Here is a 13015-nt window from a genome sequence, read left to right as displayed (position 1 = left end):
CGTCGGTCAGGGTTCGTCGGCGCCGGCCTTGGCCTTCACTCCGCGCTCGACCAGACGTTCGCCGCGACGAGGGCGATCAGGTACGAGAACGCGGGGAACAGCACCGCGACCGCGACGAGGAACGCCGGGTCAAGTCCGGCGGGATCGTCGGAGAGCCACCCGGTGTACTGGAGGACGGCCAGCGTAAAGACCACGACCGCCGTGTTGAGCGCGTACTCGGAGAGCGACGGGTTCGGGAACCGCATACGGTCGCTGACGCCGCCGCTCACTCAACGGTTTCGGCCCGGTCCCGCTCGCGTTCCCGCCGTCTCCGCAGTAGCCACTTGAACCCCTTCCCGGGCCCGCCCTCTATCGGCCACCCCTTCGTGCGCCACTGCGGGGGTTCGGGCGAGAACTCGGAACACGAGCCCGAACACTCCCGCGCGGTGGGGAGCTTCCCCTTCGCCGCGCAGTGGGGAACGAGCGCGCGGCCCTCGCGCCGGAGTTCGAAGTGCCGGCAGTCGGGGCGCATCGTGTCGTGGTACGAGCGCCATCCCTTCCCGTAGGCGCGCTCGGCGATCTCCAGTCGCAGCGTCTCTGTCTCGGCGTCGCGGCGCTCGCCTTCCCCCGGGGAGAGGTCGCTCGGGTGCCACGCCACGTCGGCCGCGTCGGCGTCGACGCCGCCGGAGAAGTCGGTCGCGAGGATCCCAGCCTCGACGGGCATCTCGCGGAGCAGGGCGGGCTCGACGCGCTCGCCGGTCGTCTCGGTCGCCAGCCACGCCTCGTCGGCGAGCGCGGTCTCGATGTCGTGGTCGAGCTGGTCGGCGAGCCGGTCGGCCGCGGAGCGGTCGAGGTCCGGCTTGTTCTCGACCGCGACGATCCGCTCGACCCAGTCCGGGTACGGCCGCACCCGCCGGATCTGAATCCGGTTGCCGTCGCGGCGCTTCTCGATCAGGTCACGGCCCGCGGCGCGGTGGACCGCCTGCCGGACGTAGCGCCACGGGTAGCCCGGGTGCGGCAGCGCGTCGCGGTAGAACGCCCACTCGGCGGGCGCGCCCCGGACGACGTGGAGGAGGTCGGAGTCGATGGTCCGGTCGCCGAACTCGCGTCGCGCCGCGAAGGCTGTCGGGTCGACCTCGATCACGACGGTGTCCCACCGTCGGTCCTGGGTGCCGAGCTGGCGGGCGACGATCGCCGGCCGCGACCCCTCGCTCGGGTGCCACGTCAGCTCGGCATACCGGCAGACCAGAAGCTCGTAGCCGAACTCGGCGTCGGGCGTCACTGGTCGACCCGTCGAGCGGGGCGGACAAAAGCGAACCGCTCGGGGGCGGGGCGGTCAACAACCGGGGCAGGGCGGTCGTCGCCCGCGGTTCGTCCCCGCTCCCCGGTTAGACGTACTTGCCGTTCTCCTCGTCTTTCCGCTCGTCGAGGTAGTCGTGGGCCTCCTCTAAGATGTCGCGCGGACCGTCCTGGGTGATCGTGTTGAGCGCCTGGTCGTAGTCGCGCCACTGGAGGTCGCGGTGTTCCTTCGAGAGCTCGGCGCTCGCCTCGAACGAGCGGGCGATGAACAGGTGGACCGTCTTGTGGATGGTCTTCCCGTTCGCCTCGAACACGTAGTCGTACTCCCTGCGGAACCCGTCGATCAGCCGGAAATCCTCGATCCCGGCCTCCTCGCCGACTTCTCGTATCGCCGTCTGCTGGAGCTCCTCGTCCCCCTCGACCCCGCCTTTGGGGAACTCCCAGTCCCCCGGTCGGCTCTTCAGGAGCAGGTACTCCCGTTCGCCGCGGGTATCGCGGAAGAGGATGGCTCCGGCACTGGTCGCTTCGACCGTCATTAGCCGCAGGTAAGCGATCACCCCTAAAGAGCGTGTCGGACTCCCGAACAGCGGCGAGCGACTCGGCTGCGTCGACCGGTCTCCGGGCGGGATTCGCGGCGCGGTCGCGCGCGTCAAGCGCGGGTAGATGCGTTTTTACCGCTCGGGCGGCCATTGGCGGACAACCCCCAGCCATGACCTTCGTCACGAAACTCGACTTCGCGTCCGGCGACCGCGACGTGCTCGTCGAGACCGTCCAAGAACTCAAGGAGACGCTCGAACGGAAAGGCGCCGAGTGTAAGGGCCCGCACGCGAGCCCCTCGGAGAACGTCACCGTCCCGCTGTACAAGAACCTCTCGCCGGGCGACGAGTTCTCGCCGTGGCGCTACGACGTGTACCGGCGCTCGATGGAGATCCATGGCGCCGACGACATCGCGCGCGACGTCGTCGGCCGCGACTTCCCCGACTCGATCCACGTCGAGGTCGAAGTCGACCAGAAGAAGCCGCTCGGGCACCGACGCGACTGAGGCGGTCGGCGCCCAGAACAGTTAGTCGCCGTCCCGGACGAACGGTCGACGCGGTCACGGCTGCGGTTTTTTACGGCACACGACGCGCCGTCAGCCCAGCGAGCGCCCCGCTCGTCAGCCGAGCGTCCGCAGGTTTTCCGTCTCGACGCGCTCGGGCAACCGAGCGAGCGCGCGCTCGCACCACGCGTCGTGGCCGAGCGTGATCGTCGTCTCGGAGTTCGCCGCCGCAAGCGCCACGACCCCCTCCGCGGCCGCGACCTGCGCCGCGTCGTCGGTCCGCTCTGGAACCTCCGCGGTGAGCGGGTACGTCTCCGAGAGCGCGGGCGGGTACGGACCGAACGGCGGCTTCACCCGCCACACGGCGTCGTAGTCGTGGTTCGAGGGCGCCTTAGACTCGGTGAGCAGGAGATCGTCGGGCGCCGCCAGCCGGGCGAGACGGGTTTGGTGGCGCTCGACCTCCGGACGGCGAGCCGCCTCGTGAGAGGTGTAGAAGAACGCGTCCTTCGAGCCGGGGTCGGTGCGCTCCAGTTCGTCGGCGTGGTCGAGCAGCGCGCGGTAGCCGTCGAGCATCGCCGGGTGGCCGCGGGCGCGGCGGTCGACCAGTTCGAGGAGCGTCCCCGACCGGATCGCCTCCTTGACGCGGCGCAGCTCCTCGAAGGTGACGTGGAGGTTGTGTTCGGCGAGCAGCCGCTCCGTCTCGCCGTCGTCGAACCCGCGGAGGTCGGCGGGCGTGTGGTCCGCGCACACCGGACACGAGCAGGGGAAGTAGTCGAGGTCCTCGAGGTGCTCCGTTCCCGAGACCGTCAGGTAGCGGCCGTCGCGCGCCATCAGCGCGTAGGCGGCCGAGTCGAACAGGTCGCAGCCGGCCGCCACGGCGAGCGCCAGCATCATCGGGTGGCCGGCGCCGAAGAGGTGGACGGGCGCGCCCGGGCCGAGGCCGCGCTTCGCCGCGCGCACCGCCTCGACCACCTCGGCGTAGCGGTAGGAGTTCAGGAGGGGGACCATCGCGCCGACCGGGAAGACATCGAGGTCGGTCGCGGCCGCGTGCCGGCCCGCCTCCTCGCGGAGGTCGGCGTACGTCGACCCCTGGACCGGCGCGTTGACCAGCATCTCACCGGTCTCGGCGTCCTCGGCGTCGGCGAGCGCCTGTTTCGTCGTCGCCAGCTCGCGCTCGGCCTGCTCGCGGTCGGCGTCGGGCGGCGTCGGCACGTCGACGGGAGTCGCCACGTCGCTGCCGATCTGCCGCTGGAACTCGATGATCTCTTCGGTCGTCACGTCGATGTCGCCGTACTCGGCCAGCTGGAAGGAGCCCGAGTCGGTCATGATCGCGCCGTCGAACCCCAAGAACTCGTGGAGCCCCTGGTCGAGCACGCGGTCGCGGATACGGTCCGTGCTGCGGATGATGTAGGAGTTCGTGATCAGCATCTCCGCGCCGAACTCCCCGCGGAGCCGCTCGGGCTCGATAGTGAGCACGTTGGGGTTGACCACGGGCAGGAGCGCCGGCGTCTCGACCGTGACGTCGGCGCGCGGGACCTCCAGCCGGCCGATCCGCCCGGCGGCGTCGTGGTCCCGGATCTCGAAGTGATCGCGCATACCCCGACTGCGCGGACGCGAGCGGTAAGGGTTGCGTTCGGCGGTGAGCGCCACCCGCTCGCGGCCGCCCCGTCGGCGCGGAGTCCCGGCGGCGCGCGGTCACCTCGGCGGCCGGCTCAGAGTCCCGTCGGGTGCGAGAGATACGTCGTCTCAACGCCCCACTCGTCCGTCAGCGACTGGAGCGCCCGGACGCCGAACGTCTCCGTGGCGTAGTGGCCGGCGAGGAACACCGTAATCTCCGCCTCCTGGGCGTCGTGGTAGACCTGCTGTTTCCCCTCACCCGTGATCAGCGCGTCGGCGTCGGCCGCGACCGCCTCGTCGAGCCAGTCGACGCCGGAGCCGGTGACGACCGCGACGCGCTCGATCTCATCGGGACCGAAGTCGAGCACCTGCGTGGGCGACGCCTCTCCCGCCGGCTGCCCCTCGAACCCGTCGAGCGTCTCGCGGATCGCATCCGCCGACCGCGACTCGCCCGTCTCGCCGATCGTCCCGATCGTGACCGGGCCCATCTCGCCGAACGGGTCGCGGTCGGCGAGCCCGACTTCCTCGGCGACGCCCGCCGCGTTGCCCAGCTCCTGGTGCCCGTCGAGCGGGAGATGGGAGACGTACAACGCGAGGTCGTTCTCGATGAGCGCCGCGATCCGGTCGTGCGCCTGTCCCGTGACGCGCTCGATGCCGCCCCACGAGAGCCCGTGGTGGACGACGAGGATGTCCGCGCCCGCGTCCGCGGCGGCCTCGATGGTCGCTTGCGCGGCGTCGACGGCGAACGCGACGCGCTCCACGTCGGCGTCGTCCGGGCCCACTTGGAGCCCGTTCGCGCTTGCGTCGACGTCGGCATACGCGGCCGTGTCGAGTCGGTCGTCGAGTCGGTCGACGTACTCGGAGAGCTTCATATCGGACCGTGGGTCGGGCGGGAAATAAAGCGCGGCGGTCTAGCGGGATCGGAGCGGCTCGCAGTCGCGGTCGAGCCACAACTCTCGCAGACAACGATTTATAAATAAACGATGCGGTGGCGCGTGCCTGCGAGCGGCCGCTAGGCCGCGAGCCAGCACGCGCGAGGGAGTCAGTCGCCGGAGCGGAGCGACGGCGACTGACGAGGCTGGGGAGGTGTGAGGTGCTGTGCGGTGCGGTCGGGTGGGACTCAAAGGGGCAGCCGGGAGATGGGCGCAGGCGACGGAAGCACCGCAACGAGGGAGCGAACAGCGTGAGCGACCGAGTGAGGAGCACAGCGAGCGTGCGCCCACCTCCCGGCTGGGGCTTTGGAGGTGGTCCTCGTCTATCTGTAATCAACTATTTATAAGCGAGCGGCTGGGGATTCGGAACCGTTCAGCGCCGGTCTACTGACAACCGCTTATAAACCAAAACTTAGTCGTCGAGCTCCTCGGCGACGGAGTCCGGGACTGCGTCCGGGCCGCCGGCCGCGGCGTCGGCGATGTCCGCCTCCTCCGGCCCCTCGGTCTCCGACACGAACTCGGGGTCGAACAGCCGGAGCGCGGTCCGGATCGTCTCCCAGTCGTCCTCGCCGGCAGCGTCGCGGAGCGAGCGCGTCGGGGCCGCGAGCAGCTGGCCGACGAGGGCGTCCGCCAGATCCGCGACCGTCTCGCGCTGCTCGTCGGTGAGCCCGCCCTGCGCCTCCAGCTTCGACATCGCGCGGTCGAGCTCGCGCGCCTTCACCTGGTCCGCGCCGGCGTACATCGCCGAGATGGCGTCGTCGGCGCGCTTGCGCTTGTACGCCTGGAGGATGCGGTCGAGCTCCTCGTCGATGATCGACTCGACCTTCCGGGCCTCCTCCGCGCGGCTCTCTCTGGTCCGGCGGGTGACGTCCTCGAGGTCGTCGATATCGTAGACGGTGACGCCCTCGCGGGCGCCCGCCGCGGGGTCGACGTCGCGCGGCTGCGCGATGTCGATACAGACGACCCGACCCGCGCCGTCGACGTACGAGGGGTGGACGACGAGGTCGGGGCTCCCGGTCGCGGTGACGACGAGGTCTGCCTCGGGGATGATCGCGGGGAGGTCAGCGAGCGACACCGCCTCCGCGGGGGTGTCGACCTCCTCGACGACGAACTCCGCGTGCGGCACCGTGCGGTTCGCGACGACGATCTCCGAGACGGTGGTGTCGTCGAGCGTGCGGGCCGCGAGCGTTCCCATCTCGCCGGCGCCGACGACGACCGCCGTCCCGTCCGTCAGATCGATCTCGCTCGCCGCGAGCCGGACGGCCGCAGAGCCGAGCGAGACGACGCCCTCGTTGATCTCGGTCTCCGTCCGCGCGCGCTCGCCGACGTGGAGCGCCTTCGTCACGGCGTCTTTGAGCACCGGCCCGATCCCGCCGGCGGACTTCGACTCCTCGTAGGCCTCGCGCAGCTGGCCGATGATCTGGTCCTCGCCGAGCACGAGCGACTCCAGCCCGGAGGCGACGCGCATCAGGTGTTCCAGGCTCTCCTCGTGGTCGAGGCGGCGGACCGCGCCGCCGCGCACGTCCGGCGCGAACGTCGACAGCGCCGTCGTGCCGTCGACGGTCCGGTCGGTGACGACGTACGCCTCCGAGCGGTTACACGTCTGCACCGCGAACGCCTCTTCGACCCCTTCGCGTGCGAGCAGGTCGGAGACGGTCGCGCGGACGCCGTCGCCGCCGGCGGCCTCGATCTCGTCGACGGTGGCGTCGGCGTGGGCGACGCTCACGCCGGCGATCGCACCCGTCTCTCTCATTGGTCGAGTACCTCCTCAATCACGGTGTCGGCCTCTTGCCGTCCGTTGGATCTCCCCTTTTGTAAACCCTTCCAAACCCCCCGCGACCTGACAACGCGCCGGACCGCTTCCCGGCGTTTCTCGGGGGCTACACCGTCCGCTTTCAGCTCCTCGCGGATCTCTCCCGAGAGCGCCGCCATCGCGCCGGCCCCCTCGATCTCGGCCTCGATCCGCTCCCGCAGGGCCTTCGCGAGCGCGGGGCTCGTCCCTCCCGTCGAGAGCGCCACGGTCACCGGGTCGTCCTCCACCGTCGCGGGCACCACCACGCTCCCGGGGGCCCGCTCGCCCGAGACGTCCGTCCGGTTCACTAAGATTCCCCGGTCGACCGCGGCCGCCTCCACGGCGGCGTTGACCGCGGCGTCATCGGTCGCGGCGACCGCGAGCGCCGGGTCGAGGCGATCGATCCAGTCGTCGACGGCGTCGGCGTCCGGCGCGGCGCGCACGAGCTCCACCGCCGCGTCGCCATCGGCGTCGCCGTCAACCTCGCGCTCGTCCGCGAGCGACAGCAGCCGCTCGTCGAACTCGGGGCTGACGACGACGACGCGCGCGGCCTCGTCGAACCCCCGCGCCTTCCGCGAGCCGACGGCACCGCCGCCGAAGACGACGACCGTCTCGCCCGAGAGGTCGTGGTACAGCGGGGTCACGCTCGCCCTCCGAGTCGCGCTATCCAGCGGGTCACGCCGTGTTGCTGTCCGCCCGGTCCGCGATGCGGATGCCGGCCTTCTTCAGGATGCGCGTCGAGAACAGCGTGTCCCAGTCGTCGGCCCCGACGTCCCAGTGCTCGGCCATCAGCTCCCGCACCTCCGCGATCCGGCGCTCGCTTTCCGCCTCCGTGCGACCGTGCGTCATCGCGAAGAAGTTGTACTCCCAGACGCCCGCGTGGCGCGGGCGCTCGTAGCAGTGCGTGACGAAGTCCAGCTCTGCCACCGCGGGCCCGACCTCGTCTAAGACGTCCTCGGGGACGTTCCAGACGGTCATCCCGTTCTCCGTGTAGCCGAGCGCGTAGTGGTTCGGGATGACGCCGACGCGGCGCACCTTCCCCTCCCGCTCGAACCGCTTGATCGTCTCGATCACCCAGTCGACGTCAGCGTCGAGCGCGGCGGCCACGTCGGCGTACGGCGTCTCCGTGATCGGCAGCCCGCCCTGGATTTCGACAACTAGGTCACGCTCGTCGGGCGTGAGCGTCCCGCGGTCGCTCGGCTCGACTTCGGGCCCCAAATCAGAGAGGTCAACGTCGCCCTCAGGGACAGGGCCGTCGACGAGGAACTTCGCGCCGACGTGGAACTCCCGGAGCTTCGGGAGGTTGTACGTCTCCTGGCCCGTCGCGTCCTCGATCTCCGCGAGCACCTCCTCGACGCGGTCGCTTCCGTCCTTGTCCGGGTCCGGGTGGTCCGCGACGCTCACCACGAACCACATGTTGAGATGCGGGTGTTCCCGCTCGTAGTTGTGCGCGACCGCGGTGAACTCGTTGACGATGTCGGCGATCTCCTCGTAGCGGTCCTCGGGCGCGTGCATCGCGACGAGCGACGCGGCGCCGCCGATCTCCTCGGCGTTGACGAGCGCGCCGAACCGCGAGAGGATTCCCTCCTCGTCGAGCTCGCGCACGCGCTCACACAGTTCCGGGCCAGTCACGTCTACGCCGCGCTCGCGGAGCGCGGCCGCCGCCGCGTCGAAGGGACGCTCCACAACCGGGAACCCCCCCTGGAACGCGTTGATGATCGCGCGGTCGAGCGCCGTCAGATCCGCGTCGACCTCTTGCATAAGGGAATCTCGGGACCGAGCGAGAATAAGCGATCCGGCCTGACGCCGCGGGGCTTCTGACCTGACGCCGCGGGGCTTCTGACCTGACGCCGCGGGACTTCTGACCTGACGCCGCGGGACTACTTGTCCACGTCTTGCGCGATGTCCGCGAGCGACGACCGCGGCCCGCGGTTCGCGTCGTACACGGTCCGCTCGCCCGGGATCCGGAGCCCGTACAGCTCGCCGGAGACCACGACGTCGAGGACGACGCTGTCGCCCGGCTCCCGGCCGTTCGCGTCGAGCCACTCGACCAAGCGGTTCGTCCCCTCGCTCGCCTCGCGCGCGAGCCGCCGGTTGTCGAACGCGCCGCGGAGGAGTCTCCCCGTCGAGTCGCTCGCGACCCGCGCGTGGTACTCCTCGCCGTCGAACGCGACGCGGATCAGGTCACCCTGGCTCACGCCGAGCGCGTCGCAGGTTCCGGACTCAACGCGGCCGTCGAGCGCGTCGTCGTCGGGGAGCCTGACGCAGGGGCGGCGAGTGCCGCCGCTCCGGGCAAGCGAGACGCGAATCGAAGAGACGTCCTCGCCGTCGGAGGGAACGCGAGGCATCGCCGCGTCGTTACTCGTCGGCTTCGTCGTCGTCCGCGTCGCCCTCGCCGAGCGCGGCCGCCACGTCGCCCTCGCCGTCGACGACGCTCGCGTTGATCTGCGCGATGTCGTCGTCGATCTCGCGACCGCGGACGGTGATGCGCTTGCGCTCGCCCTCGCGGGACGGCTCAAAGCCGACGCCGCCCTCCAAGAGGAGCTCCTTCAGGCGCGTGCCGGAGACGTCCTCGCGCATCGGGCGCCCGGTCTCGTCGGAGCCGCCGGTGAGTTCGATCGTGTGGTCGGAGAGTCCGACGGCGTCGCCGCCGATCTCGTCGCCGAGTTCGCGACCGAGGAATCGGTTGGCGTCCTGTCCGTCGACCTCTCGCTGGAACGTCTCGCCGGTCTCGGGGTCGGCGACGACGACTTTGAATTCGGCCATGCGCGAACCCAGTCCCCCGCGCATAAAAAGCACGTCGAAACGTCGGAACCGCGGGCCGCGCCGCGCTCAGGCGTCTGCCCCGTCGACGCGCACGATTTCGCGTTCGCCGTCACCCCACGGGCCGTCGACGAACGCGGCCTCGAGGGCGCGGGCGACGGCGTCCGGGTCGTCCGGACCGCCCGCGTCGGCGACGCTCCCGACCGACTCCGGATCGAACGGCACGTCGAGCGCGTCGTAGACTGACTCGGTGACACGTGCGATCGGGTCGGGGTCCGCGGCCGAGACGACGAGGACGCCCGCGACGAGTGCCGCGTCGGCGCGGACGCGCTGGGCGAGGCCGGCGACTTTTCCGCCGTCGTCCTCCGAACCGTCCGGGGCGCGCTCCCCGCCCGCTACCCGGAGCGAGTGGTCCCCCGGACAGAACGCGGCGGGCGGCTCCCCCCGAACCACGTCGGCGCCGAGGTCGCGGAGCGCGTCGCGAAGCGTCGCAGTCGCGGTCTCGTACCGCGAGTCGATGGAGCCGCGTCCCTCTCCGGTCGGCACCGCGACGCCGAACGAGAGCGTCGACCCCGTGTACGCGACCGCGCGGCCGCCGACGTCGCGCTCGACGGCCGGGAACCCCGCCTCCTCGGCCGCCCGCTTCGCCGCCTGGAATCCGGGCTCGCGAGCGTCACGCCGACCGAACGCGACCTGCCGCGGCGGCGCGGTGACGCGCACGGCCGGGACGCCGTCCGCGGCGGACGCGAGCAGGTCCCCCGTCGGCTCGCGGTCCGCGGCGGGCGTCGCGAACTCACCCCTGTACACGCGCATGCCGAACCCGATGACGGGAGTGTACAAGCCCTTTGCGCCGGGCGAGGTCGCCCGTCGGCGTGCTGCGAGCCCCGGAGACGCGGCGGCCCGACCGCCGGCGTGTGACACAACAGTTTTGTCGACCCTGGAAGTGGTTCAGGTATCGATGAGCGACCTCGGCGCGCTGCCGGTCCAAGCGTACCTGACCGCCTGCCTGCTGGCGGGGGGTATCGGGCTCTGGCTCGGCCGGGTCGCGTGGCGCGAGCGCGACGAGCCCGGGGGGATCGAGGTCGCGCTCTACCTGCTGTGCGGCGGCGGCGTCTCCCTCCTGTACGCGCTCCGCGTCGCCGCGCCCGGCGAGGTCGGGATGACGGTCGCGCTCAACCTGGCGACGCCGCTCATGGGCGCGTTGCCCGTCCTCTGGATCCTCTTCGCCTTCGCGTTCACCGGGCACGACCGCTGGCGGACGGAGAACCGGATCGTCGCGCTCGCAACCCCGGCGTTCGTCTGGGTCCTCCTCGCGTGGTCGAGCGGCACCCACGGGCTGGCCCGGCGCTCGGTGATCCCCGTCGTCGACGGGCCGTTCACGCTGCTCGGGTACCAACTGGGCCCCGTTGGGGGCGCGTTCGTCCTCCTCGCGTACGGGCTGTGCGTCGTCGGGGCGCTCCTCGTCGTCGACCTCTACGAGCGGACCGGGAACCGCTACCGCCTCCAGACGTTCGTCGTGCTGCTCGGCACGCTGTTCCCGTTTCTGGCGGGCATCGCCACCTTCGTCGACGTGGGGAGCTACGCGCACCTCTCGTGGCTGCCGACGGCGTTCGTGATCCACGGCGTGTTCCTCTACGGCACCGTCTTCTGGCTCGGCACCCTCGACGCCGCGGTCGTCGCGCGCGACACCGCCGTCGAGGTGATGCAAGACCCCGTCATCGTCTCCGGCTCCGACGGCCGCATCCGCGACCTGAACCCGGCGGCCGAGGCGATCCTCCCGCCGGACGCGGTCGGCTCGTCGCTGTCGGAGGCGTTCCCCCGCCTAGAGGTCGGCGACGAGCACCCGATCGCCATCGGCGACCGCCAGTTCGACATCCAGGAGAACCCGATAACCGACCCGCGCGGAACGGACCGCGGGCACGTCTTCCTGCTGCGCGACGTGACCGCGAGAGAGCGGCGACAGACCGAGCTCGAACGCCGGGAGGCCGAGCTCGAACGACAGAACGAGCGCTTAGAGGAGTTCGCCGGCGTCGTCTCGCACGACCTCCGGAACCCTCTCGCCGCCGCGTCCGCGGCCGTCGAGCTGGCCCGCCAGCGCGGCGACAACCCGGACGGCGCCTTAGAGCGGGCGGCGAACGCCCACGAGCGGATGGACGACATGATCGAGGGGCTGCTCGCGCTGGCGACGGCGGGGGAGACGGTCGACAATCTCGACCGCGTCTCGCTGGACGCGACGGTCAGGCGGGTCTGGTCGCGGCTGGAGACCGCAGACGCGACGCTGACCGTCGAGGGCGACGCGACCGCGCTCGCCGACCGCGACCGCCTCGAACAGCTGACCTCGAACCTGTTCCGGAACGCTATCGACCACGCGGGCGAGGACGTCGCCGTCACCGTCACGGTCTCGACGGACGGCGACGGTGTCACGCTCGCGGTCGGCGACGACGGCCCCGGGATCCCGCCCGAGGAGCGTGAGCGCGTCACCGAGCGCGGCGTGTCGCTCGGCGGCGGCACCGGGCTTGGACTCGCCATCGTCGGCGACATCGTCGAGGCTCACGGGTGGAGGCTCTCGGTCGCCGAGTCCGACGCCGGCGGCGCCGAGTTCGTGATCGAGGGGATGGAGGCGGCCGAGTCGTGACCGACGCAACGGTCGCGCTCCCCGTCGACGTCGTCGAGCGGTACGAGAAGTTCTCGCGGTTCAACTCCCCGTACCCCGCCCACGACCGCGGGCACGCGGTCGACCTGTACCCGGGCGACGGCGTCGGGCGCTCCCCCGTATCCGGGACCGTCCGCGAGGTCCGCACCGTCGGCTGTCCGGACCGCCCGTACGCGGCCGCCGAGGACCACCTCATCGTCGTCGACCTCACCGACGAGTGGTGCGCTCGCGCCGGGGCTCCGTCCGGAACCGTCGCGCGGATCCTCCACGTGATCCCCGAGGTGGCACCCGGCGACCGGGTAGCCGTCGGCGACGCGCTCGGCCCGACGACGCGCTCCGGCTTCTTCGGCCAGTGGGTCGACGACCACGTCCACCTCGGCTTCCGCCCGCCGGACGCGAATCCCCTCCGAGCGAGCGGGTCGCTCCCGGTCGCCGCGGATCTCCCCGTGGAGCCGGTCGCATGGGACGGGACGGGAGCCGTTGTCGAGCGCGGCCCGACGCACGTCGTCCTCGACGGCCCGCGACGCACCGCGAGCGTCGGGGACCGGTCGTTCGCCGCGCTCGCGAGCGACGAGGGGGTCCCGCTCGACGGCGGGCTGACGCACTACGCGGGGGGCGGGACGTTCGAGGCGGCGGGAGAGGTACCCGCGGCGAACGGGACGACACTGTCGCTCTTCGGAGCCGAGGTCGGAACGGCCCGAGTCGACAACACGGACGCCGGGGCGCCACGCGTCGAGTGGGCCCCCGTCGACGTCCTCGCGAACGGCGAGCGCGTGACCGGGCTGTCGCTGTTCGCGGCGCGGGGCGACCGGTTCGGCGTCAAGGTGGTCTGCCCGGACCGCGAGTTCGAGATCGGCGAGTCGGTGACGGTCGACGTCATCCCGAGCGACGACCCGATCCGGCTCGGCGTCGGGTGAGCGGCCGTCAATCGGCGGCCGGTT

Annotated in this window: 14 protein-coding genes; 3 read left to right on the top strand and 11 right to left on the bottom strand. The window is 71.5% G+C overall.

The annotated features are described in order from the left end of the window. Positions 1–35: 35 nt before the first annotated feature. The 3 genes from ACOZ35_RS02655 to ACOZ35_RS02645 all read right to left on the bottom strand — a co-directional run bounded on the left by ACOZ35_RS02655 (position 36) and on the right by ACOZ35_RS02645 (position 1814). Positions 36–245: a hypothetical protein gene (locus ACOZ35_RS02655; RefSeq protein ID WP_424014939.1), complete on the bottom strand. Its 210-nt coding sequence runs from the start codon at positions 243–245 to the stop codon at positions 36–38. A 20-nt stretch (positions 246–265) separates the two neighbouring features. After that, the gene (locus ACOZ35_RS02650) at positions 266–1261 is read right to left on the bottom strand and encodes a DUF5787 family protein (RefSeq protein ID WP_424014938.1); all 996 of its coding nucleotides are present in this window, start codon (positions 1259–1261) and stop codon (positions 266–268) included. A gap of 106 nt (positions 1262–1367) precedes the next feature. Beyond that, positions 1368–1814: a bis(5'-nucleosyl)-tetraphosphatase gene (locus ACOZ35_RS02645; protein ID WP_004596138.1), complete on the bottom strand. Its 447-nt coding sequence runs from the start codon at positions 1812–1814 to the stop codon at positions 1368–1370. A 173-nt stretch (positions 1815–1987) separates the two neighbouring features. Between ACOZ35_RS02645 and ACOZ35_RS02640 the strand changes: the two genes are divergently transcribed. Beyond that, on the top strand, positions 1988–2320 hold the full coding sequence (locus ACOZ35_RS02640; protein ID WP_424014937.1) for a 30S ribosomal protein S10: 333 nt from the start codon (positions 1988–1990) through the stop codon (positions 2318–2320). Between the two features lie 114 nt (positions 2321–2434). Here ACOZ35_RS02640 and tgtA read toward each other — a convergent pair whose 3' ends face one another. The 8 genes from tgtA to ACOZ35_RS02600 form a co-directional block, all read right to left on the bottom strand. Further along, positions 2435–3913 (bottom strand): tRNA guanosine(15) transglycosylase TgtA, encoded by a 1479-nt coding sequence (tgtA, locus tag ACOZ35_RS02635; RefSeq protein WP_424014936.1) that lies wholly within the window; start codon positions 3911–3913, stop codon positions 2435–2437. Positions 3914–4029: 116 nt separating this feature from the next. Beyond that, positions 4030–4806, bottom strand: a complete 777-nt coding sequence (locus ACOZ35_RS02630) for a Nif3-like dinuclear metal center hexameric protein (protein WP_424014935.1) — start codon at positions 4804–4806, stop codon at positions 4030–4032. A gap of 472 nt (positions 4807–5278) precedes the next feature. Then, positions 5279–6619 carry a glutamyl-tRNA reductase gene (hemA, locus tag ACOZ35_RS02625; protein WP_424014934.1) on the bottom strand — a complete coding sequence of 447 codons (1341 nt, stop codon included), beginning with the start codon at positions 6617–6619 and terminating at the stop codon, positions 5279–5281. Continuing rightward, positions 6616–7302: a precorrin-2 dehydrogenase/sirohydrochlorin ferrochelatase family protein gene (locus ACOZ35_RS02620; RefSeq protein WP_424014933.1), complete on the bottom strand. Its 687-nt coding sequence runs from the start codon at positions 7300–7302 to the stop codon at positions 6616–6618. Before ACOZ35_RS02620 ends, hemA begins: the two co-directional genes overlap by 4 nt. 31 nt (positions 7303–7333) lie before the next feature. Beyond that, a complete protein-coding gene (locus tag ACOZ35_RS02615) occupies positions 7334–8419 on the bottom strand; it encodes an Lrp/AsnC family transcriptional regulator (protein ID WP_424014932.1) in 1086 nt (361 codons plus the stop codon). 119 nt (positions 8420–8538) lie between these two features. Further along, positions 8539–9006 (bottom strand): DUF7112 family protein, encoded by a 468-nt coding sequence (locus tag ACOZ35_RS02610; RefSeq protein WP_424014931.1) that lies wholly within the window; start codon positions 9004–9006, stop codon positions 8539–8541. Positions 9007–9016: 10 nt separating this feature from the next. Further along, positions 9017–9424 (bottom strand): 30S ribosomal protein S6e, encoded by a 408-nt coding sequence (locus ACOZ35_RS02605; protein WP_424014930.1) that lies wholly within the window; start codon positions 9422–9424, stop codon positions 9017–9019. A 66-nt stretch (positions 9425–9490) separates the two neighbouring features. Beyond that, positions 9491–10234 (bottom strand): lipoate--protein ligase family protein, encoded by a 744-nt coding sequence (locus ACOZ35_RS02600; protein ID WP_424014929.1) that lies wholly within the window; start codon positions 10232–10234, stop codon positions 9491–9493. Between the two features lie 145 nt (positions 10235–10379). Between ACOZ35_RS02600 and ACOZ35_RS02595 the strand changes: the two genes are divergently transcribed. Together ACOZ35_RS02595 and ACOZ35_RS02590 are read left to right on the top strand one after the other, a co-directional pair. Next, positions 10380–12056: a histidine kinase N-terminal 7TM domain-containing protein gene (locus tag ACOZ35_RS02595; protein WP_424014928.1), complete on the top strand. Its 1677-nt coding sequence runs from the start codon at positions 10380–10382 to the stop codon at positions 12054–12056. Beyond that, positions 12053–12991: a hypothetical protein gene (locus ACOZ35_RS02590; protein WP_424014927.1), complete on the top strand. Its 939-nt coding sequence runs from the start codon at positions 12053–12055 to the stop codon at positions 12989–12991. Before ACOZ35_RS02595 ends, ACOZ35_RS02590 begins: the two co-directional genes overlap by 4 nt. The last annotated feature ends 24 nt before the right edge of the window (positions 12992–13015 follow it).

This window comes from Halorubrum xinjiangense (assembly GCF_049604745.1).
In the GTDB taxonomy this organism is placed as follows: Archaea; Halobacteriota; Halobacteria; order Halobacteriales; family Haloferacaceae; genus Halorubrum; species Halorubrum xinjiangense_A.
This window is presented reverse-complemented; position numbering and strand designations above follow the sequence as displayed.